This window comes from Caballeronia sp. LZ062, assembly GCF_031450785.1.
GTDB lineage: Bacteria > Pseudomonadota > Gammaproteobacteria > Burkholderiales > Burkholderiaceae > Caballeronia.
Genome location: NZ_JARTWB010000003.1, coordinates 206708 through 226959, shown reverse-complemented (window position 1 = coordinate 226959; position 20252 = coordinate 206708). Strand labels below are relative to the sequence as shown.

The window sequence follows — 20252 nt, the reverse complement described above, 5'->3', positions numbered from 1 at the left end:
GGCAGGTCATCGTCCGCCATGCATCGAGGCGAGAAGCCGCAGATAGCGGCGGCAGTCTTCCACCGCGATGCGCTGTTCACCGGCTCTCGCATCAAGCCCCGCGCGCTCCGGCCGCGCGTCGGGCGCAAGAAGTCCGGGCCACGACGCGATGCCCGCGCCACTGGCACCGGCCTTCGATGCGGCACGATGCGAGCGCAGACGGGCCGCTTCGCCGAGATCGCGCAAGGCGCCTCCGATTTCGCCCCGGTCGCGACGGGCCAGCGCCCGATTGTCATGCGCGAGCGCATCGCCGGGAGCGAGGCGGATCGCCTCGTCGAAATCGCGCAGCGCGCCATCCGCGTCGCCCAGTGCGCGACGGACGACGCCACGGTTGTTGAAGGCATCCGCATGAGCGGGCTGCAGGCGGATTGCCTCATGCAGATCGCGCAGCGCACCGTCCGCATCGCGGTGTTCGAGGCGCACGGCGCCGCGATCGTTCAGCGCATCGGCGTGTTCCGGTGCAAGGCGAATGGCTTCGTCGAGATCGCGCAGCGCGCCGGCAGCGTCGCCGTTGCGGTAGCGTGCCTTCGCGCGGCGGGCGTAAGCGTCGGCGTAGTCGGGATCGAGGCGTATCGCTTCGTCGTAGTCCGAGAGCGCGCCGGCGAGGTCGCCGGCTCCGATTCGCGACACGCCGCGGCTCGCATACGCGGCGGCGTGATCGGGCGCGAGTTCGATCGCCCGGTCGAAGTCGCCGAGCGCGCCATCGAGGTCACCGTTCGTGCGGCGGAGATTGCCGCGATTGACGTGCGCGTTCACTTGCGCGGGGTCGAAGCGGATCGCCTCGTCGAAGTCGCGTAGCGCGCCGGACACGTCGCCCCTGGCCGCCCGGATCACGCCCCGGTCGTTGCGCGCGGCGGCAAACGCGGGCGCGAGCGCGATGGCCTCGTTAAGGTCGGCAAGCGCGCCGTCGGCGTCGCCTTTTCTCGTGCGCGCGACGCTGCGGTTGTAGCACGCGGTGGCGAGGCCGGGCTGCAGGCGAAGCGCTGCGTCGAAGTCTTGGAGCGCAGCGTCGACCCGGTTCATCGCCATCCGGACGATCCCGCGGTTGACGTGCGCCTCGACGCAGTCGGGCGCGAGACCGATTGCCCGGTCGAGGTCCTCCATGGCGCCGGCAAAGTCGCCGGCGCGTCCGCGCGCCGCGCCGCGGTCCACACGAATGCCGACCGTATCCGGCGCCAGTTGAATGGCGCGGTTGTAGTCGTTGAAAGCGCCGTCGATGTCGCCGTCGTCGCTGCGCAAGTTCGCCCGCTGGTGGAAGGCGTCCGCATCGTCGGGGTCCTGGCGGACGGCTTCGTCGAAGTCGCGCAGCGCGCCTCGCCTGTCTCCGTTTCGCGCGAGCAGCAGGCCCCGCGCGGCGTAAGCGTTGGCGAAGTGCGGCCGGACGCGGATGGCTTCGTCGAGGTCCGCGAGCGCGCCCGACATGTCCTCACTGTCGGCGCGCAAGGCGGACCGCAGCACATAAGCCGATGCGCGCCCCGGTTCCAGGCGGATCGCCTCGTCGAGATCGCGCAGCGCGGCACCCGCGTCGTTCATCGCAAGCCGCAACTGTGCGCGCAAGCCGTAGGCTTCGGCCCAGACGGGATCGATGCGGATCGCTTCGTCGAGGTCGCTCACCGCGCCGCCCACATCACCTTTTTCGCGGCGCGCGTTGCCACGGTTCAGCCAGGCGACGGCGTAGCCCGGATCGAGCCGCACGGCAACGCCGTAATCGCGCAACGCCGCGTCGATGTCGCCCTTGTCGCAAAGCACGTTGGCCCGGTTGTTGTGCGCGACGGCGTCGTCCGGCCGCAAGCGTATCGCGGTGTCGAAATCGCACAGGGCGCCGTCGAAATCGCCGTTCTGCACGCGCACGACGCCCCGGTCGTGATGCGCGGCGGCGTCGTCGGGAGCGAGGCGGATCGCACTTTCCAGATCGTCGAGCGCGCTTTCGATCTCTCCGAGTTTCGCCCGCAGGTTGCCCCGGCGCCCGAAGGCGCGGGCGTCGGCTGGGCGCAGCCGGATCGCAACGCTCAAGTCTCCCACGGCGGCTTGCCAGTCGCCCTTCGCTTTAAGCGCGTCGCCTCGTCCGATGTACGCGTCGGCATTTTCCGGCTGCGCGACGATCGCCGCATCGAAGTCCGCGATGGCGGCATCGGAGTCGCCGCGTTCCAGCCGCAGGCGGCCGCCCGCCAGACGCGCATCGATGTTGCCCGGCTCGATGCGCAGGCACGCGTCGTAATCGTTCAGGGCGCCGTCGCTGTCCCCATTGGCGCACCGCACCTTGGCGCGGCCGCAATAGGCCCGCGCGTGGTCGGGCTGCAACTCGAGCACGGAGCAGAAGTCGTGCAGCGCGCCATCGGCGTCGCCTTTACGTGCGCGGACCATGCCGCGTTCGCACAATGCGCGTGCGTGACGACCGTCGATGCCGACGGCGCGATCGAAGTCCCGCAACGCGCCGTCCAGTTCGCCTGCGCCCGCACGGGTGACGCCCGATTCGACGTACGCGTCCGCGCTGCCCGGCGTCGACCGGATGATGTCGCCGAAGTCCCTGAGCGCGCCCGCGATATCGCCTGACTGGCGACGCAGACAGCCGCGCTCCATCCGCGCTTCGGCGAAGGCCGGTTGCAGGCGCAGCGCGTGGTCGTAGTCGAGCAGCGCGCCGCGTGTTTCACCGCAGCGGGCGCGAACTTCGCCTCTGAGCCGATGAGCGTCCGCGCAGGCGGGTTGCAGGCGGATCGCGCGGTCGAGATCGCGCAGCGCGCCGTCGACATCGCCCTTCCTCGCGCGCACGCGTCCCCGCTCTCGATACGTGCCGGCTTCTTCCGGTGCGAGCCGCAACGCGCGGCTCAGATCGACGATGGCGCCATCCAGGTCGCCGTTCGCCCCGCGCACGATACCCAGCGCGACGTGCGCCTCGACGCAGCCGCGCCCGATCTCCGCCGCGCGGCGAAAGTCGAGCAGCGCGCCGTCCAGGTCGCCTTTCGCTTCACGTGCGCGGCCACGGCCGAGACAACTCGCCAGATCGTCGGGATGATTGCGCAACGCGGCGTCATAGTCGTGCAGCGCCGCATCGATGTCGCCTTGCGCCAGGCGTACATGCGCGCGTTCCCGAAAGGCGAGCGCATAAAACGGATCGAGACGGACCGCTTCGCCGTAGCAGCTCAGTTTCTCGTCGATGGCCGCCGCCGACATGCCTCGCTCGAAGCACTGCTGCGCAGCGAGCGCATCGGCGGCGACGGGGCGCGCCGAACGCGCAGCGGCTTGTTCGTTCAGCGCGGCCTCGCGCGCCGCGTCGATGGCGTCGGCGGGCGGCGGTTTCCGCCAGGCGTCGCGAGGCTGGTAGTGCTGGCATCGGCGGTGCAGTTCCGTCATCGCATCGTCGAAGCGGGCCGCGTCGATCACGAGAGGCTCGTATTGCGCGACTTTCCCGAGCTTGCCCGTGTGCGCGTCGAGTGGGCAGCCGCCCATCACGAGCGGCAGGAAGTGGCATCGGGCATCGATTGCGGTTTCGATCTCGCGGCGCAGCCTGTCGCCGGGCTTCGTGCGGTCGGCGAGCGCCGATGGCGTCAGCAGGACAACGAAGTGCGTGCAGTCCTGAATGTGCGTGCGCGCGATGCTTTCGTACCGGTCGGCGGCGACATCGAGAAAGTCGAAGACGACGTCATAGCCGAGCCGCTCCAGATGGTGGAACATCGCGAGCGCCCAGGGCCGGTTTCCGCGGTGATGGCAGATATACAAGGACCGCATGGTGGGCTCCGGTAAATATCGCTCGCGCGGGTGCTGCTTTTGTTCGAAGAGAAACGTTGATCGCTTCGCTGCTTGCGCTGGAAGTTTTTTAACAGCAAGTTGACGCCCATACAACCCGGTACTGTCCGGATCGCTCGCTGGCCGGCTAAACAAAATGTCTTAACGCCCGCATAGGAATTCCGCCTGCTCTTGAAGATCGTTGCGCCCCGTGTACGCAGTAGTCAAAGTCCAAGCTCTTTCCGTTGGACGAGATATCGCTGCGAACGCTTCTGACAGCCGCGAACGTGAAGCTCAAGAAGCGTTAGCTTAGCGCTCGAACCTGACAAAGAAGGCACCAAGCGTCCGCGTGAAAAACGAGTAATCGATGCTAACGCGGCTTGCATCAGCGCTACACGCACGCTTTGGTGTGCCAGCACACACACGGTGCCTTTCCCGTTGCATGGCACGCTTAGTTTGTCCTACTGATGTAGGAAGGCGGCACGCGCGGAGTCAAGAATCATGGAACGTCGACAACTTCTTCTCGGCTTGGCCGCCCTCGGACTCACGGGTTGTGCCGCTAATGGCATAGCCGTTCGTGCAGATCAGGACACTGCGAGTTCATTACTTGCTAACGCGCCAACGAACGATCCGCTGGAAACCGTCACGTACCTGATGATGGAAGGCGAACAGCGAAGTGTTACGGACAAGGACACCCCGCCATTCAACACCCGCTGGACGCATTCAGCCAACCCTCTGATCATCGACATGTTCAACAAGATCGGGTTCGACGTCCAGAACCAGGGCGACTGCTGGTCATGGTGTGCAGCCACCGTCTCCTGGTGCCTGCAACATTGCGGATACAGCATCACTTCGATGCCGGCATGGGCTCGGAGCTACGAGGACTACGCGGTGGGTACGGATAACCCTCGTCAGGGTGACCTCGCCGTCTTCGAGCATACAACTGGCAGCGGCGGGCACATCGCCTTCTATCTTGATCGCACAGCGACGAGAGTGCTGGTCCGCGGAGGCAACCAGGAGCAAGACGTTACCGGTGCGACGGAATGCATTACCGGAGACCGTCCGAATAACAAGATTAAAGACTCCATCTACCTGATCGACGGTCCCGCAATGAAGCTGAAGACTTACCGGCGTTATTACCGGACCTAGTTGTCCATAGGAAGCAACGCCCGGCTACCCGACGGCGCCGCCTTCTTGTTGAGTTTTCAGGTTGCGCGACAACGGCTCGCCGTTCATATAACCGCACACCCGTTCCGAGAACCAGCTTGCGCGCATATTGCATTCTTACTATCGCGTTCTATCCTTGAGCAATGCACTTATAGATTCGGTGTACTACGTAATAGCGGAGGGCGCATGTGCGGATTTCTCGGTGTTCCTGGTCGGCTTTGTAAGCCTGCCTTAGTCCTTTCCACATGCGCATCACTATCGGTGGCGTTCGCGGCAGGCCCCCTTCCGCAAAACGGCCACTTCGTCGCGGGTGCTGGCGGCATTGCCTCGTGTCCGGACCAAATCACGATCACACAGAGCACCCCGCGGGGCGTGATCGATTGGAACAGCTTTTCCATCGGCGCGGGCAACAACGTGAAGGTCAACAACGGCTCAGGTGCAACGTTATCGCGCGTGACCGGATCGAGTGCCTCGACCATCGACGGGAATCTGAGCGCCACCGGGAGCTTCTATCTGATCAATCCGCAGGGCGTGGTGATTGGACGGCAAGGCGTCGTCACTACCGGCGGTCGCTTCGTCGCTTCTGCGCTGGATACGAGTAACGACGGCTTCATGGCTGGCGGTCCCATCACTCTGTCCGGCGCGAGTAAGGCTTCCGTGGTAAATCTCGGCCGCATTAGTTCAAGCGGTGGGGATGTCTTTCTCATCTCCCTTCTCCATACAGAAAACGAAGGCCGCATCGCTGCACCGCACGGAACCGCGGAACTCGTCACCGGCAAGGAGATCTTGCTGAAGGACTCGACGACCGGCACGCAAGTGTTTGTACAGCCGGGCGGTCTTGGCGATGTTGTGAACGGAGGCATCATCCGGGCTGCACAGATCCATCTCGAAGCAGCTGATGGCAACGTCTACGCCCTTGCCGGCCGCCACGCGGCCATGCGCGCGACAGGCACCGCCACGCGCGATGGCCACGTATGGCTCGTCGCTCGGCAAGGCGATGTGCAACAGCACGAGAGGATCACCGCCACCAACAGCGACGGCACCGGCGGCACGGTCGATACGACCGGTAAGACAATGGAGTTCGAACACAGCACGGTGACGGCATCGGAGTGGAACATCGGCGTGGACAAGCTGAATGCGGGGCCGCACAACTCCGCGGCGCTGTCCCGAAGCCTTTCTAACGGCACGTCGGTGACGATTAACGCCGGCAGCGACATCAACATGCTCTCGACGCTGCGGTGGACCGGCGACGCATCGCTTTCGCTTAGCGCGGGGCACTCGATTCTGCTCGGACCCATGACCACGCTATCGAATACAGGGGCAGGCAACCTGCTGCTTCGCGCTGATTCGAAGAATATTGACAACAACGGCAGCGTGACGAACACGGGCACGATCGACTGGTCGAAAAGCACGGGGATCGTCGCCGTGCTCTACGACTCGAACGGCCGCTTCGCGCCGGGCACCATACGCACGAACGTGAGTTGGGCCGCCGCGCCGTTCAGCGGACTGAAGACGCAAGTGACGGCGTATCAGCTTGTCAATTCGATCGATGAGCTCGAGAAGATATCGCAAAACCTCGGCGGCAATTACGCGCTCGGCAAGGACTTGTCCGCAAACAGTCCGTTCACGCCAATCGGTATTGGCAGCACGACCGGATTTACCGGCCAGTTCGATGGTTTCGGCCACACGATAGACGGCATCGATGTCAGCACCACTCCGGACTCGAACTCGCCTCCCTTGGGTACCTTCTCAACGATTGGTGCTTCAGGGGTGGTTCGCAACGTGAACTTGACTAACGCGTACTCTTCGCCGTGGGGAACGGTCGCCGGGCTGCTGGCGGGCTCTTCCGCCGGCTTGGTTGCCAACGTGAGCGTCAAAGGTGAGATGTCCACCGAAGAAATCGGCGCGGGAGCCATCGGTGGGGTGGTCGGCGACAACTCGGGCACCATCTCTCGAGCAACGAGCAACGTGTCGATGTACGCGCAAGGCTCGATGGGCGGTATCGCGCTATCGAACTCGGGCCTCATTGTTCAGTCGTCGGCAAGCGGTGACTATGGCGGCGGCACGCATGCTCATGTCGGCGGCATTGCGGCGGGCAACGGGGGCGTCATCAGGCAATCGTATGCGACCGGCAGCGGCGGCGGTGTCACAGACGGCGGACTGACAGAGTACAACGGGGGCCGGATTGAGGAATCCTTCGCCGCGATAAGTTTGCCCACCGGCCTGCCTCCGGGCTATGTCGGCGGTATTGCATCGACGAACGCGGGCACCGTTGGCAAGGACGTCTATTGGGACCGTCAAGTGACAGGTCAGACCGTGGGTGCCGCGAGCGGGACGCCGATTCCGGCATCGAATGGCCTGACGACTGCCCAAATGGGCATGGCATCGAGTTTCGGGCCCACGTGGAATTTCGCGCCAGGAGGAACGTGGACCTTTGTTGCAGGTGTCTCGCATCCTGTTCTGCAGTGGCAAGTGGGCAAGTAGCCGAAGCACGCCGAGGATATGAAGTTCCGCCACTGCGACGGGCGTCAGCTTCGAGGACTTGCACGCCTGCGCACGGTTCGAGCGAGCCCGGCTTCACTACTGGCGAAAGCGGCCGCATTGGGCGGATGATGCGCAATGTCCATTGACCCACTGCGGGCGCTGCGCTCGGGCGTTCCGACTGGGGAAGCCCCGGCGAGTGGCGCCTTTAGCATTGGAGCACCATGTCACTGCGTTTAGCTGTTGCCGCATCGACGGGGAGCCTGCGGCATCGCATCGATGACGGACGCAGGAATGGTACCGGCAGACCGCGAATCACTCGGCTAGGGCCGACTGCATCGCTTCTCACGCCGCCAACAGCGGTCGTGCGGCTCTCACTTGCGACGGCCGTTCTATGGTCGATGAGCGTCGAACGCCGATCGCCCGGTTCGCCATCATATGACCCCCGGGGCTGGCCGCGCGGTGTCGTCGCTTCAAGTCAAACTTATGGCGTAGGTGGATGAGCCTAGCCGCCCGCGCAGCGACTATTTGACGATCGCACATAGAACAACGGTCTACTGCTAACGCTGTTCCACCGAGATGATACGGACTCGGCCAGCGGTGTCTTTGCCGCCAGCGCATTCACTGGCATAACGAATAAAGTGCGCTGGCTGGTAGGCGTTCTCATTGCGGCGTCCGGTAAGCATCGAAAGGGGAGACGCCGATCAGGTATAGAACGCCGGCGATCAATGGAATCCGGAGTCGCTTGCTCAAAACAAGCGCGGCATGTTAGGCCCGTTCCTAAGCGGAAGCCCTGCTTACCGCACCGTTGTCGGGATTTAGTGGGAAGGCTTAGGTCGTCTCCCGCGAACATCGTTTCGTAGGCAACGTCTACCGTATCGGTTTATCGGTGGGGCATGCGCGAGCGCGGACGCAACTTTTCTGAGGCGACCGGGTCGCGGCTCCAGACTGGCCGATCTGCGACGCAGGTACCGGCTGCAGTGCGCTACGGATACGCTGCAAATCGTACATAGCCAACGGCTGCAAACATACAATGGCGCCGCGCGGGAAGTCCTTGCGCGTGAACCGCTGTTCACCGTTGCTTTTCCGTAACAAAAACCCAATCGCAGGCCTGTCGAGCGCGCCTTAAGCGTTTCATAAGGCGCCGTTATTAGCCTTGAAGCAGGCACCTACGATGTTCGAACGATTGGGAGTGCGGTGAATGTCTGAGAATTCGATTCGGTCCGCTACATCTGCAGTCAGGCACCTGCTTGTTTGTGTCGTATTGGTGATAACGAGCCAGGCCGCTTCGGCAGGACTGGATCACGAGATCGCCTATGACAACAGCGGCATCTGGAATCGCAACGTTCAGCTCGCAATCGAATATTCGGCTATTGCAGTCGGCGTCGGCGGGGCGCTTTGGCTCGGCAACGACAGTGAACTCGGACACACTTTCTGGCAGACGCTGGACTCTGAAGCCATTTCTGCGGCTGCGGCTCAGGGGATGAAATATGCATTCGGCCGGCAGCGGCCGTCCGCCGGAAAAGGCCCCAACGCCTGGTTCCAAGGTGGGCAAAGTTTTCCGAGCGGGGAAGTCACGCTGCAGGCCAGCTTCGTGACGCCTTTCATCGTTCATTATGGACGGCGCTATCCTGCTGTATGGGCGCTCGAACTGCTGCCTCTTTATGACGGCGTCGCACGCATGAAATCGCACGCGCATTGGCAGACCGACGTTCTCGGCGGGTGGGCGCTTGGAACAGCCGTTGGGTACCTGACGACGACATGGGAAACGCCGATATCGGTAATGATTCTGCCTCACGGCTTCGCCGTTGGGTTATCGAAGCGATTCTAACTAGCAACCCGCAAGTATCTTCCATCGCCGATCTGCGCGTGGTGGCCAATCTGCTCGGCGACAGGTGCTTTTTCTTCGGGACTGAGCCGGCCACCATCGATGCCGCGATTTACGCTGCGTCCCCAACACCTATTACGACGACATTGAGACGCCGTTGAAGCGCTACGTGATGTCGAGGCGGAACCTCGTCCGGCAGTGCGAGGCGATACACGAGCGGCTCGTTAGCTTGAGGCAGCCCGAGCGTAGACAAGCTTAGGCCGTCGGGTCGAAGGTGTCCTCTAGCGGCACGGGCCTCTTTCGCAGCAAACATTCAAATCACCCAACCAGCGCCGTTCGTCGCAGCCCGGGCGACCTGAGCCGCGGGCAAGGCGGTATCCCAGCGGCTGGCTGCGTTCCGTTTGCCGGTCACCGTGACGGCGGCTCCGGAAGTCAACCTTCGCTCACGTCAGGTCGCTATACTCCAACTCGACGAGATCCTGAACATGCAGCAAGATTTCGTTGGCCCTGGCCTCGCTTCCGTTGGTATTTGAGTGACCTTCTACGACTATGCTACCGATTGCCGACCGTTGGTTTGAACTGAAGCGCATCAGTGACGAAATCACCCTGCTGTGGGAACCTCACGTCGTGCCACTGATGCGATGCAATATCTGGCATGTTCGGGGCCGCGACCGGGACCTGATGATCGACACCGGAATGGGCATCGCCAGTCTGCGCGACGCCGCCCGGCATCTGCTGCAAAAGAACGTGATCGCAGTGGCGACACATACGCACTCGGACCATGTTGGCGGGCATCACGAGTTCGAGCACACGCTTGTCCACGAACTCGAGGCCGATAACCTGCGCTCGCCACGCCAGCACGGAACGCTTCTCGCGTCAGTATTGGGCGATGCGGCGATTCGTCGATACCACGAGTGGGGCTATCCGTTCGATGGCGATCTGATAACCGCTCTACCAAGCGCCGATTACCAGATGTCTGACTACCGCGTGCGACCTGCGTCCGTCACTGAAGCGGTGAAAGAAGGGGATATCGTCGATCTCGGCAACCGGCATTTCGAAGTCCTCCATCTGCCAGGCCATTCACCGGGGAGCATCGGTCTTTGGGAGCCGGGCACCGGCACGTTGTTTTCCGGCGATGCGATCTACGATGGCCCGCTGCTTGACGAGATCGGCGGTGCTGACATCTCGACCTATGTGCGCACGATGAAGCGTCTGCGCGAGTTGCCCGTGCAGGTCGTCCACGCGGGACACGACGCGAGCTTCGGACGGGACCGGCTGGTCGCCCTGATCGACGCCTATCTGGCCAAGCGCGAGTGATCGCTGCCGGACGTGGGGTGGAACCGCAACGAATCCTGCCTGAGGGTGCGCAGCGTATCGGGCGCTCAGCGCATGAAGAGTCCCCCATTGATGTCCCAGCACGCGCCGTTGGCAAAGTAGGCATCGGCGGATGCGAGCAACACGGCGACGTCTGCGACATAGCTCGCGGAGCCCAGGCGGCCTACCGGAATGCCCGCAATCACCTTTTGCAGTATGTCTGGCGGTACGCTGTCATGCACGACAGCCAGATCCAGTGGACCCGGCGATATTGCGTTGACGGTCACACCGTGCGCGGAGAGATCGCGCGCAAAAGTTTTGGTAAGCGTAATGGCGCCGCCTTTGGCCGCGGCGTAGTGGGCACCGGTAGCCGAGCCGCCGTTCTGTCCCGCGAGGGAGGCGATGTTGACGATGCGTCCGGCGCCCTGCATGGCAAAGTGCTGCCCGAACACCTGACAGCCAAACAACACGCTGCGAAGATTGACGTCCATCACCTCGTCGAATTGCTCGGCGGTGATATCCATTGCCGGCACGATCTTCGATACGCCTGCATTGTTCACGAGCACGTCAATCGCACCCCACCGGTCGAGCAGCGCATCGCGTGCCGCTTCGAAATGTGCCTTCTTCGTTACGTCGAGCTTCACGGCGAACGCGCTCGCTTCGTCGCTGCTTAGCTCGCGCGCGAGTCTTTCGGCAGCATCGACAGCGATATCGCCCAGCGCGACGTTGTAGCCGGCACCGTGGAAGCGGCGCGTCACCGCTTCACCGAGGCCGCGGGCAGCGCCGGTTACAAGCACGACTCTCTTCGTCATGGTGTCAGCTCCTTTATTTTGCATTGGGAGCGCGCATCGCTTCGAAGTACGCGGCGACGGCGCAAACTGTCTCGTCGTCGCCGCGTCGGCCGACAATCTGCAACCCCGCCTTGATCGATGTCCCATCGATCGGAACCGGTAACGTCAGCGCAGGATGGCCGCTCAGGTTGAACGGCCGGATAAGCGACGACATTGCAATGACCGAAGCGCCCGCCCTCGCGGCCTCGATGGTGATAGGCGGCGACGGCAGCGTCGGAAGGATGAGGACGTCCGAGTCTTCCAGCACGCGGTCGACCTGGCCTATGAAGACGCGACGGATGCGCTCGGCTGCAACGAGTTCCGAGTCCTGCGTGTTCGCGGCGGCGGTGAGGCGCGCCATGATGTCCGGACCGAGCTTTCCGCTGCCGACCAGATGACCGAACGCATGCCACGTCTCCGCGTTGATGACGGCGAGCCCCGCCGTGAAGGCGTCGCGCAGGGATTTCAGCTGTACGGCACGCGACGCCAGTCCGCTCCGCGCGACGGCCGCCGCTACCGCATCGCGGATTTCGCCGTCGGCTTCCACTTCGGGCAGCGCGACGCGCAGTCCGGTCACGTCGCGGCGCGCACGGCCGACCTGGAACGACGCATCGATCGCGAGCATCACGTCGATGATGCTATTCATCTCCCGTGCAAAAGGACCGACACAGTCGAGCGATGTCTGGCGCGGCGCGACGCCTTCGCGCGATACGCGTCCGAACGTCGGCTTCAGTCCGATGACGCCGCAGCATGCGGCAGGGCAGCGCACCGAGCCGCCCGTATCCGTGCCGAGCGCCGCATCGACGAGATGCAAGCCTACGGCCGATGCCGAGCCGCTCGACGAACCCCCGGGAATACGAGCCGGATTTTGCGGGTTGACGGGCGTCCCACTGAAGTCGTTGATTCCTGTCATGCCGAACGCGAGCTCGTGCATGTTCGTCTTGCCGGTAATGCGCCAGCCTGCATCGAGGAGACGCTGAACGACTTCTGCATGCCGCGGCGCAGGCGGCGCATCTGCGAGCGCGCGGCTGGCCGCGGTCGTCGGATAGCCGGCTACATCGATGCTGTCTTTGATTGCGATTGTCGGCGCATCCGCAGCGGCGTGCGAAGCGAGATCGAACATCCGCAGAAAGGCGCTCATGCACGGGCTCCTTGCGCCGAGTTCATGCGCCAGGGCGCGTCGAACATGCGCTCTGTGCGGAAGTGACGAATCAGCCACACGTCTTCACGGTGCGGCGAGGGATTGAAATCCACTTCGAGCCGCGCTGCGATGAGTTCGGCTTTTGCATCGACATAGCCGGATGCCTGCAACATGATCCAGCGGCCTTTCGCCGTGTCGCCGTGTACCTCGATATGCTCGCTCGTGAGGAAGTGAACGTTCGTGGCAAAGTGCGGCGTGGGCGGCAAGTAGCGTTGCAGCATCGTGACGATGGCGCCCGGCCCCTGCAAGCGGCCGAACTTGTCCGCATACTGCGGACCGATGCCTTCCCACACGGCATCATCGCTAAAGAGCGCCGCCAGCGACTCGCCGTCCAGCGCGCGTGCCGGCACATCGCAGAGCGCCATGTATCGGGCAATGGTCTTGCGAACCGCGTCGCGCGCTTCCAGCAGGCGCAAGCGCAGTTGCAGACTCTCAATGGTCGTGTCCGTCATGATTCACCCCTTGTTGGGAACGGCGGGCGGAACCGTCAGCGCGCGCCCGACGCGCGCTTCGATCTTCCCGTAGCGCCAAAGGTTGTATGCGCCCACAGGCGTCGTGCGATACAGATTGCACACTGCAACGGCGGCGTCGAAGTCGGCGACGTCGGCCATGATGTAGAAGGTCCACGGTGCCCCGTCGGCGTTGCCGACAACAAGCCGGTCATCATCCATGACGCCCAGCACTCGTACGTTTTCCATTGCTTCGATGATGCTGAGCATGTGGCCGTACGCCTGCCACACCTCGCCGATCTGCTCACGCGGCAAGTCGAAGAAATTCTGCGTCACGCCGCAGCAGAACAGCACGCGCAGCGGCAGGCTTCGAGTATCGTTCGTCATCTTGTTTGCCTTCGAGCCGAACAGCAGGTCCGGCGTACGGATCGCGGAGAAATGGGTCCGACTTCGACTTATCGGCCCAACGCGCGAGCGGTCTTGCCGCCCAAGCCGAAATCGGTATTGGGAATGTCTTTGATCATGACGCGCGTGGACTGCAAAGGCACATCGAGGACGGAGGCGCTGGTCTCCGAAAGATCCTTGATGAGCGCCTCTTTCTGCGCCTCTGTGCGGCCCGCAATCAAGATCGCGATGATGACCGGCAACGCAGCGGGTGTCAGTTTCCCGCCCAGTCCGATGTTCGAGGCCGGCAGCTCCGACAGCAGAATGCGCACGGACTCGGCGGACGCGCCAATCGCGTCGACGGTCGCTTGGGTCAGACCCTGGATGAGCGATGTCTTGCGCTCGTCGGAGTGACCCTGAGGCAGATAGACTTCGAGTGTCGGCATGGTCGAATAGGAGAGCGCACCGGCACAATGCATGAACGATGCAGGCGCCGGTGCGGGATTGCAATCAAAGCAGGAAGCCGATGGCGTTCAGTGCTTCGGTCGAATTGATCAGGCGGATAACTTTCTCGACGAGCGTCGGTTGTCCGTTAGCCATCCTTATCTTATGCGTCAGATCGGCGGCAAAAATAGTCGACACGCCGCGCTTGTACGCAATGATGATCTGCGAGGACTTCACTTCCATGAGGTCCGCGCTATCCGAAGACCGCGTGAAGCGCGACACGGTGCGCACCGTACGTGCAGCGTCGCTGGCGGAAGCCGAATAGCCGGACGTCATGCGCTGCACGCGCAGTTCGCGCATGTGCTGGTCGTCGAATGCGTAGTTCAGTGTCGCTTCGTAGTCGGTCGTGTCGGGGTCGATGGGCACCACGTAGATGCCATCGGGGTCCCACAGTTCGAGCCACGCCCGGTAGTCGCGCCGGTCCAGAAGTTCGGCTTCACGCCAGATGAATTCGATAGCGCGAGCAAAGGTCTGGTCGGAGAGAAGTGCGTTACGGTCGTCCATCATGCTTGCTCCATCATCGCGCGCCATTGTTTATAGGCTTCGCGCATGCCGGTTTCATCGGTTGCGTGCGCGGTCTTCTCTCCGTTCGGAGCGGTCGTTTCACGATTCAGGCCGCGGTTCACCAGGATAGGCACGTCGGGGCCGGCGTATGAGCCGCGCTGAACGCGTTCCCATGCTTCGGCATCGTCGGGGCTGCCGAAACCGAACGGGCCCTGAAAGTGTTCATGAATGCGCAACCGCACGCGGTTCGCCTCTTCGGGGCCACCGTCCATGGCGAGCGCGACATGGCGAATTTCCGTCTCTTCGGCCGAGATCGGGCGCAGCACGCGAAAGAACGCCATCGACAACGCGAGGTTCGGGAACAGATTGAGATTGAAGCCGACGCCCATCAGCGAACGCACGATGCGCCGCACTTCCTCCGGCGTGTGCTTCTGCGCGAGTTGCGCGGCGAGTTCGTAGAAGCGGTCGGGCAGCGGGGCGCCGTCGTCCTTGTCGAGATCGACGATTTCCGGCACCAGTACCGCGAGGCTATGGCCGTTGCCGAGTGAGCGGCAGAACGCTTCCTCGCTCGTCATGAAGCTCGTGATGACGGCGGCCGTTTCGTCGTCGATAGACTTCATCCAGGACTTATGCACAACGGGAAAGTGATAAAGGTCCGTCGTATTTTCCAGCTGGATCTTCCAGTTGCCCTTGAACCTGAACTTGTGCTCGCCGTTGGCCTTGATGGGATAGCCCGCGCCCTGCTTCATGAACAGGTCCACCCAAGGCTTCGCACCGCCGAGAAAGTCTTCGAGCGATTCGATATCTTCATTAAAGCTCGCGAAAATAAGCCCTTGATAGACGCCCACGCGCAGCTTCTTGAGCGGCAGATCCTTTTTCTCGCATACGCCTTCATAGCCGTCGCCGTAGGGCAGCGCGCGCAGCGTGCCGTCGAGCGCGTATGACCAGCTGTGATAGGGGCACGTGAAGCCTTTCGCATTGCCCTTGTGCTCTTCGCACACGGTCGCGCCGCGATGACGGCAGCGATTCTGCAGTACGTTCACGGCTCCCGTTTTATCCCGCACGACGATGACCGGCTGGCGGCCGATGGTCGTCGTTACGAAGTCGCCGGGCTTCGGCAACTCGCTGTCGTGAGCAACCCACACCCACGTCTTGTAGAAGATGCGTTCGAGTTCTTCCTCGAAGAGTTGCGGATCGTAGTAGAGCGAAGGCGCAATGCGATCGGACTGCGCGCGCTTTGCGAGCGCGCTCGTGTCGATGGTCTGGTATGTCGGCGTACTCATCGTATTCCTGGGGAGAAGTTGAGTGGCTGATTGAGCGACTAATACGAGCCTGGCCGTGCACTCGGCGCATCCTCTCGTTGACATCAGTCTCGCTTTTCGAAGATCATGCGTCAAATCGATTAAAAACGGGTCGCTCGATAAGTGCGGCCGATATCTGGAACTGTCCGCCATGACCTCTATCGACCACATCGATCTCAATCTTCTGCGCGTTTTCCAGGCTATCGTGGAAGAGCGCAGCCTGACGCGCGCAGGCGAGCGGCTCGCGCTCTCTCAACCGGCGGTCAGCTATTCGCTCGGACGATTGCGAACCTTGTTCGACGACACACTGTTCATCCGCACGCGGGCGGGCATGCAGCCCACGCCCGTCGCGCTGGAGTTGGCCGAGATCGTGGGACGCGCGCTCGACACGGTGCGGCAGGCGTTGCGTTACGCCGAGCGCTTCGATCCGGCCACGAGCACGCGGACATTTCGCCTGTCGCTGTCCGATGCGGGAGAGATGGCGTATCTCCCCGCGATCTGCGCCGCGTTACACGACGCCGCGCCGCGCGCAAAGCTGGTCGTCGAGCCATTGCCCATTGAACAGATAGAAGAGGCGTTGCGCTCGAGTCGGCTGGATTTTGCGATCGGGAACTTGCCGTCGCTGTTGCCGCGCACGCGCCATTGCGTGCTCTTCGAGGAATCGTATGTGTGCATGACGCGCGAACGCGACGATCTGCCCGCGGGCAACAAGCTCAAGCTCGAGCACTTTCTTGCGGCTTCACACGTCCAGGTTCGCTCGCTTGAGCACAGCCATGACGCGCTGGACGACGCGCTGCGCGGACAAGGCGTCGGGCGCAATATCGCACTGGCGTTGCCGCATTTCGTCGCGGTGCCCGGCGTGCTGGCCGCAACGGACCTGTTCGCCACGCTGCCGGAAAAGCTCGCACATATTCTCAATCGAGGCGACGCGTTCCGCATCTACGCGATGCCGGTGCCGCTGCCGAGAGTGGCCGTGACGATGCACTGGCACGAGCACTTCCACGAAGACGAAGGCCTTGCGTGGATGCGCAGCCTGATGACCGACACCCTCGCGAGCTTCAAGAAAATGTGATCTCGTCAGAGATCGAGCACCAGCACAGGCGAACGAGAACGCGACACGCAGCAGCAGATCACCGTGTTGCTCGCGCGTTCCGCTTTGCTCAGACAGTGATCGCGATGTTCGGGTTCGCCGCTCACGACGTCGACCATGCACGTACCGCACACCCCTTCGCCGCACGACGTATCCACTTCGACGCCGATCGCGGCGAGTGCGTCGACGATCGACGTACTCTTGTCCACGCGAACCGTTTGTCCGGTGCTGGCTAGTTCTACCTCGAAGCTGTCCAGCGATGCTTCGGCCTCTACGGTGGGCTCGGCCTTGAAGCGCTCGAGATGAATCGCATTCGCAGGCAGGCGAGCTTGTGCCGTCTCCACCACAGCATCCATGAATGCACTCGGGCCGCACGTGTAGACATGCGCGTCAGGACCGGCATCGCTGATACATTCGGCGAGCTTGCTGCGCTGTTGGTTGCGCTCAACGCCGTAATGCAGTTTCACGTGGGCACTGAACGGGGCGCGCGTCAGCAGCGTCATGAAAGCCGCGTGCGCCTCGCTGCGCGCGAAGTAGTGCAGCGTGAAGCGCGCGTTGCTCGCAACCAGCCGATACGCCATCGACAGCAATGGCGTGATGCCGATGCCCGCCGCAATGAGAATGTGCTCGCTTGCCGCCGGGTCGAGTTGGAAGAGATTGCGCGGCGCGCCGACGGCCAGTTCAGTGCCCACGGTCACTTCCTCGTGAAGCGAACGAGAACCGCCGCGCGACTGTTCTTCCTTCTTCACCGCGAAGACCTGCGTCTCGAGACAGGCGGGATCGCCGCAAAGCGAATACTGCCGTGTCACGCCCGAGGGACTGGTGACGTCGATATGCGCACCCGGCTCGTAGGGTTCGAACGGCGCGCCGTCGATTCTTGAGACGCTGAACGACCGCACGCCATGCGCTTCCTCGCGCAACGCGTCGACTCGGACTTTCACGGTGTGAGCTTGCATGATCGCCTTCCTTTCGAGGTGTTTCCTGAAACCGTGCGTCGATAGTAGTACCAGCCGTCGAATAAGCAAAATCGATTAAAAATGCGGTATCGAATCAATGTGACTGATGGCGCGTTTCGCGCGTGAAGCGCAGCGTGACGACCGTAATGAGACTAAGCACGATGAGGAACACGGCGACAGGCCAGGACGCGTGATAGTGCGACAGCAACGCGGTGGCGAGCAGCGGCGACAGACCGCCTGCGAAAATCGAGGCCACCTCATGCCCGAGAGCGACGCCGGAGTAGCGCACTTCCGTACTGAACAACTCGCCGACGAGCGCAGGCAAGGTGCCGATCATCGCGCCGTGACAGACGGCAGTGCCGAGCACCAGTGCGAGCCAGATGAGCGGGGTCGCATGCGTGTCGAGCAGCCAGAAAAACGGGAAGGCCATCACCGCAAGCGAAGCCGCGCCGATCATGTACACAGGCTTGCGTCCGATGTGATCGGAGAGCTTGCCCCACAGCACCATCGCTATCATTTCGACGATCATGGCAAGCATGACGCCGGTAAGCATCGTCGAATTGGGAATGCCGATGAACTTGCCGTACACGAGCGAGAACGCGAGGAAGATATAGGCGCCGCCGTTTTCCGCGACACGCAGGCCCATCGCTACCAGGATTTCCTTCGGATGACGCTTGATGGCTTCGAGCACCGGCATGTGCGATGTCTTGCCCGCTTCTTCCGCGTTCTCGAAGTCGCGGCTCTCCGGCAGGCTGTGGCGAATGTAGACGCCGAGTGCAAAGATCACGATGCTCGCGAGGAAGGGCAGACGCCATCCCCAGGAGATGAACTGCTCGTGCGGCAACGCCTGCACCGCGAGGAACGCGGCAGAGGACAGCACGAAACCGCCACCCACGCCGAGCTGACTCCACGCGGCGTAATAGCCGCGTTTCTCGGGAGGCGCGTTCTCGCTGATCATCAGTACGCCTCCACCCCATTCGCCGCCGGACGCAACACCTTGCAAGAGGCGAAGTGCGACGAGCGCAACTGGAGCCCAAAGACCCACGTGATCGTAAGTCGGCAACAGGCCGATGCCGAAGGTCGCAAAGCCCATGATAAGCAGCGTCCAGACGAGCGACGCGCGCCGTCCGTAACGGTCGCCTATATGGCCGAACGCGATACCGCCGAGCGGCCGCGCGACGAAGCCCATTGCGAACGCAGCGAACGCGCCGAGCGTACCGATCAGCGGATCGGCGCTCGCCGGGAAGAACAGCTTGCCGAATACGAGCGCGGCCGCTGTGCCATAGACGAAGAAGTCGTACCACTCCATCGCATTGCCCGCGACCGACGCAATCACGATACGTTTGAGGGCGCGGTCCGGCATTGCTGCGCTGGTTGCGGCGGTCGGGGTAGGAACTGTTGCCATGTCTGCTCGCATCGAAAGAGTAGGACTGCGGCCTCGAAGGCTTCGCATGGCAAACAGTGTCGAGGCGAGTCCGACCGTCGTCAAATTCGCCGAAAAGACGTCGTGATATCAGCGCAGCAAATGAACGTCACTCCTCGGGCTGACGGAACATCTCGGAGATGGTCTCCCGCAACCACGCGACGCCAGGATCGTTGGCAAACTGAGTGTGCGAGTGAATCTGTATTTCGATGGGCGGCAGAGCGAACGGCAAGGGCAGAATGCGAAATGCCTTGCCACGGTTGAAGCGCCGCGCAATGCTCTTCGGGAAGATTACGGCGAGGTCCGTGTTCATCACGATTTCGGGTGCCACGACGAAATGCGGCAGCCGGACCACGACATCGCGCTTGAAATTGAGCTCGTCGAGCCATTGCTCGACCATGCGATGGCCCGTCGCGCTGGTGCTCGCGTAGACGTAGCGCAAGGCGGCCAGGTCCTCGCGCGTGGGCCGCGACTTGCCCAAGGGGTGGTTGGCGCGCACCACGCAGACATGCTCGTCGACGAATAAGGTCTGGCTCATGCACCCCTCGTCGAGACCCGGCACGTAACCCAGAGCAAGATCGATCTCTCCCGCGCGCATGGCTGCGCTCACGGATTCCACCGGAACATTGACGACTTCGATTCGAATGCCGCGCGCCTCGCGATCGAGCAATGCGAGGAGCGGTGGCAGAAAAAAGAACTCCGACATGTCCGACATCGAGATGCGAAAGACGCGCCGCGCCGTCGCAGGATCGAACCTGGCAAGCTGCTGGACCGCCTCGTTGATGATCGATAAGGCCTTCGCGAGCGGTGGGTACAACCGATGCGCCGCATCGGTCGGCACCATGCCGGTGGGCGTGCGCACGAAGAGCGGATCATTGAAGATCGTGCGTAGGCGCCGCAGCGCGTGGCTGACCGCAGGCTGCGTCAACTCGAGACGGTCGCCGGCGGCGGTGAGGCTGCGCAGATCCCAGATGGCAAGGAATACGCGCAGCAAGTTCAGATCGGCGAGACCGAGGTTCAGCTTCGTCATACGGTTGACTCACGAACGAGCGCATGGT

General features: G+C 62.8%; 17 protein-coding genes and 1 pseudogene. 6 read left to right on the top strand and 12 right to left on the bottom strand.

Annotated elements, in window-relative coordinates; all coding sequences use genetic code 11:
- Positions 1-6: 6 nt before the first annotated feature.
- Both P9239_RS21215 and P9239_RS23455 read right to left on the bottom strand, forming a co-directional pair.
- Positions 7-2619 (bottom strand): tetratricopeptide repeat protein, encoded by a 2613-nt coding sequence (locus P9239_RS21215; protein ID WP_309754537.1) that lies wholly within the window; start codon positions 2617-2619, stop codon positions 7-9.
- Between the two features lie 78 nt (positions 2620-2697).
- Positions 2698-3711, bottom strand: a pseudogene (locus P9239_RS23455) (tetratricopeptide repeat protein); the annotation flags it as partial.
- A gap of 552 nt (positions 3712-4263) precedes the next feature.
- Here P9239_RS23455 and P9239_RS21205 point away from each other — a divergent pair.
- The 5 genes from P9239_RS21205 to P9239_RS21185 all read left to right on the top strand — a co-directional run bounded on the left by P9239_RS21205 (position 4264) and on the right by P9239_RS21185 (position 10555).
- Positions 4264-4911 carry a CHAP domain-containing protein gene (locus tag P9239_RS21205; protein ID WP_309754534.1) on the top strand — a complete coding sequence of 216 codons (648 nt, stop codon included), beginning with the start codon at positions 4264-4266 and terminating at the stop codon, positions 4909-4911.
- 204 nt (positions 4912-5115) lie between these two features.
- Positions 5116-7413 (top strand): filamentous hemagglutinin N-terminal domain-containing protein, encoded by a 2298-nt coding sequence (locus P9239_RS21200; RefSeq protein WP_309754532.1) that lies wholly within the window; start codon positions 5116-5118, stop codon positions 7411-7413.
- A 1198-nt stretch (positions 7414-8611) separates the two neighbouring features.
- Entirely contained in the window at positions 8612-9241 is a 630-nt protein-coding gene (locus tag P9239_RS21195) for a phosphatase PAP2 family protein (protein ID WP_309754530.1), read from the top strand.
- Positions 9172-9399, top strand: a complete 228-nt coding sequence (locus tag P9239_RS21190; protein ID WP_309754528.1) for a glutathione S-transferase C-terminal domain-containing protein — start codon at positions 9172-9174, stop codon at positions 9397-9399. Before P9239_RS21195 ends, P9239_RS21190 begins: the two co-directional genes overlap by 70 nt.
- 388 nt (positions 9400-9787) lie before the next feature.
- Positions 9788-10555: an MBL fold metallo-hydrolase gene (locus P9239_RS21185; RefSeq protein ID WP_309754526.1), complete on the top strand. Its 768-nt coding sequence runs from the start codon at positions 9788-9790 to the stop codon at positions 10553-10555.
- Positions 10556-10620: 65 nt separating this feature from the next.
- On the opposite strand, the gene P9239_RS21180 is transcribed toward P9239_RS21185, so the two are convergent.
- The 7 genes from P9239_RS21180 to P9239_RS21150 form a co-directional block, all read right to left on the bottom strand.
- Entirely contained in the window at positions 10621-11364 is a 744-nt protein-coding gene (locus P9239_RS21180; RefSeq protein WP_309755538.1) for an SDR family oxidoreductase, read from the bottom strand.
- Between the two features lie 13 nt (positions 11365-11377).
- Positions 11378-12523 carry an amidase gene (locus P9239_RS21175; protein ID WP_309754524.1) on the bottom strand — a complete coding sequence of 382 codons (1146 nt, stop codon included), beginning with the start codon at positions 12521-12523 and terminating at the stop codon, positions 11378-11380.
- Positions 12520-13035, bottom strand: coding sequence for a nuclear transport factor 2 family protein (locus P9239_RS21170; RefSeq protein ID WP_309754523.1), 516 nt, complete (start codon positions 13033-13035; stop codon positions 12520-12522). Before P9239_RS21170 ends, P9239_RS21175 begins: the two co-directional genes overlap by 4 nt.
- Before the next feature lie 3 nt (positions 13036-13038).
- On the bottom strand, positions 13039-13419 hold the full coding sequence (locus P9239_RS21165) for a hypothetical protein (RefSeq protein WP_309754522.1): 381 nt from the start codon (positions 13417-13419) through the stop codon (positions 13039-13041).
- Between the two features lie 68 nt (positions 13420-13487).
- Positions 13488-13862 (bottom strand): tautomerase family protein, encoded by a 375-nt coding sequence (locus tag P9239_RS21160; RefSeq protein WP_309755536.1) that lies wholly within the window; start codon positions 13860-13862, stop codon positions 13488-13490.
- 64 nt (positions 13863-13926) lie between these two features.
- A complete protein-coding gene (locus P9239_RS21155; protein ID WP_309754521.1) occupies positions 13927-14427 on the bottom strand; it encodes an aromatic-ring-hydroxylating dioxygenase subunit beta in 501 nt (166 codons plus the stop codon).
- Complete coding sequence (locus tag P9239_RS21150; protein ID WP_309754519.1) at positions 14424-15707, bottom strand: aromatic ring-hydroxylating dioxygenase subunit alpha; 1284 nt, start codon at positions 15705-15707, stop codon at positions 14424-14426. Before P9239_RS21150 ends, P9239_RS21155 begins: the two co-directional genes overlap by 4 nt.
- Positions 15708-15876: 169 nt before the next feature.
- Here P9239_RS21150 and P9239_RS21145 point away from each other — a divergent pair, with 169 nt between their 5' ends.
- Positions 15877-16797 carry a LysR family transcriptional regulator gene (locus P9239_RS21145; RefSeq protein WP_309754517.1) on the top strand — a complete coding sequence of 307 codons (921 nt, stop codon included), beginning with the start codon at positions 15877-15879 and terminating at the stop codon, positions 16795-16797.
- Positions 16798-16802: 5 nt separating this feature from the next.
- Here P9239_RS21145 and P9239_RS21140 read toward each other — a convergent pair whose 3' ends face one another.
- The 3 genes from P9239_RS21140 to P9239_RS21130 form a co-directional block, all read right to left on the bottom strand.
- Positions 16803-17771 carry a PDR/VanB family oxidoreductase gene (locus tag P9239_RS21140; protein ID WP_309754515.1) on the bottom strand — a complete coding sequence of 323 codons (969 nt, stop codon included), beginning with the start codon at positions 17769-17771 and terminating at the stop codon, positions 16803-16805.
- 94 nt (positions 17772-17865) lie between these two features.
- Positions 17866-19176, bottom strand: coding sequence for an MFS transporter (locus tag P9239_RS21135; RefSeq protein ID WP_309754513.1), 1311 nt, complete (start codon positions 19174-19176; stop codon positions 17866-17868).
- A 127-nt stretch (positions 19177-19303) separates the two neighbouring features.
- A complete protein-coding gene (locus P9239_RS21130) occupies positions 19304-20224 on the bottom strand; it encodes a LysR family transcriptional regulator (RefSeq protein WP_309754511.1) in 921 nt (306 codons plus the stop codon).
- Positions 20225-20252 lie beyond the last annotated feature (28 nt).

What these genes read in the sequence shown, in the direction of transcription:
- P9239_RS21215 (WP_309754537.1), bottom strand. Translation starts at nt 2,619, where the DNA reads ATGGAGCGCGGCTGTCTGCGTCGCCAGTCAGGCGATATCGCGGGCGCG.
- P9239_RS21205 (WP_309754534.1), top strand. Translation starts at nt 4,264, where the DNA reads ATGGAACGTCGACAACTTCTTCTCGGCTTGGCCGCCCTCGGACTCACG.
- P9239_RS21200 (WP_309754532.1), top strand. Translation starts at nt 5,116, where the DNA reads ATGTGCGGATTTCTCGGTGTTCCTGGTCGGCTTTGTAAGCCTGCCTTA.
- P9239_RS21195 (WP_309754530.1), top strand. Translation starts at nt 8,612, where the DNA reads ATGTCTGAGAATTCGATTCGGTCCGCTACATCTGCAGTCAGGCACCTG.
- P9239_RS21190 (WP_309754528.1), top strand. Translation starts at nt 9,172, where the DNA reads ATGGGAAACGCCGATATCGGTAATGATTCTGCCTCACGGCTTCGCCGT.
- P9239_RS21185 (WP_309754526.1), top strand. Translation starts at nt 9,788, where the DNA reads ATGCTACCGATTGCCGACCGTTGGTTTGAACTGAAGCGCATCAGTGAC.
- P9239_RS21180 (WP_309755538.1), bottom strand. Translation starts at nt 11,364, where the DNA reads ATGACGAAGAGAGTCGTGCTTGTAACCGGCGCTGCCCGCGGCCTCGGT.
- P9239_RS21175 (WP_309754524.1), bottom strand. Translation starts at nt 12,523, where the DNA reads ATGAGCGCCTTTCTGCGGATGTTCGATCTCGCTTCGCACGCCGCTGCG.
- P9239_RS21170 (WP_309754523.1), bottom strand. Translation starts at nt 13,035, where the DNA reads ATGACGGACACGACCATTGAGAGTCTGCAACTGCGCTTGCGCCTGCTG.
- P9239_RS21165 (WP_309754522.1), bottom strand. Translation starts at nt 13,419, where the DNA reads ATGACGAACGATACTCGAAGCCTGCCGCTGCGCGTGCTGTTCTGCTGC.
- P9239_RS21160 (WP_309755536.1), bottom strand. Translation starts at nt 13,862, where the DNA reads ATGCCGACACTCGAAGTCTATCTGCCTCAGGGTCACTCCGACGAGCGC.
- P9239_RS21155 (WP_309754521.1), bottom strand. Translation starts at nt 14,427, where the DNA reads ATGATGGACGACCGTAACGCACTTCTCTCCGACCAGACCTTTGCTCGC.
- P9239_RS21150 (WP_309754519.1), bottom strand. Translation starts at nt 15,707, where the DNA reads ATGAGTACGCCGACATACCAGACCATCGACACGAGCGCGCTCGCAAAG.
- P9239_RS21145 (WP_309754517.1), top strand. Translation starts at nt 15,877, where the DNA reads ATGACCTCTATCGACCACATCGATCTCAATCTTCTGCGCGTTTTCCAG.
- P9239_RS21140 (WP_309754515.1), bottom strand. Translation starts at nt 17,771, where the DNA reads ATGCAAGCTCACACCGTGAAAGTCCGAGTCGACGCGTTGCGCGAGGAA.
- P9239_RS21135 (WP_309754513.1), bottom strand. Translation starts at nt 19,176, where the DNA reads ATGGCAACAGTTCCTACCCCGACCGCCGCAACCAGCGCAGCAATGCCG.
- P9239_RS21130 (WP_309754511.1), bottom strand. Translation starts at nt 20,224, where the DNA reads ATGACGAAGCTGAACCTCGGTCTCGCCGATCTGAACTTGCTGCGCGTA.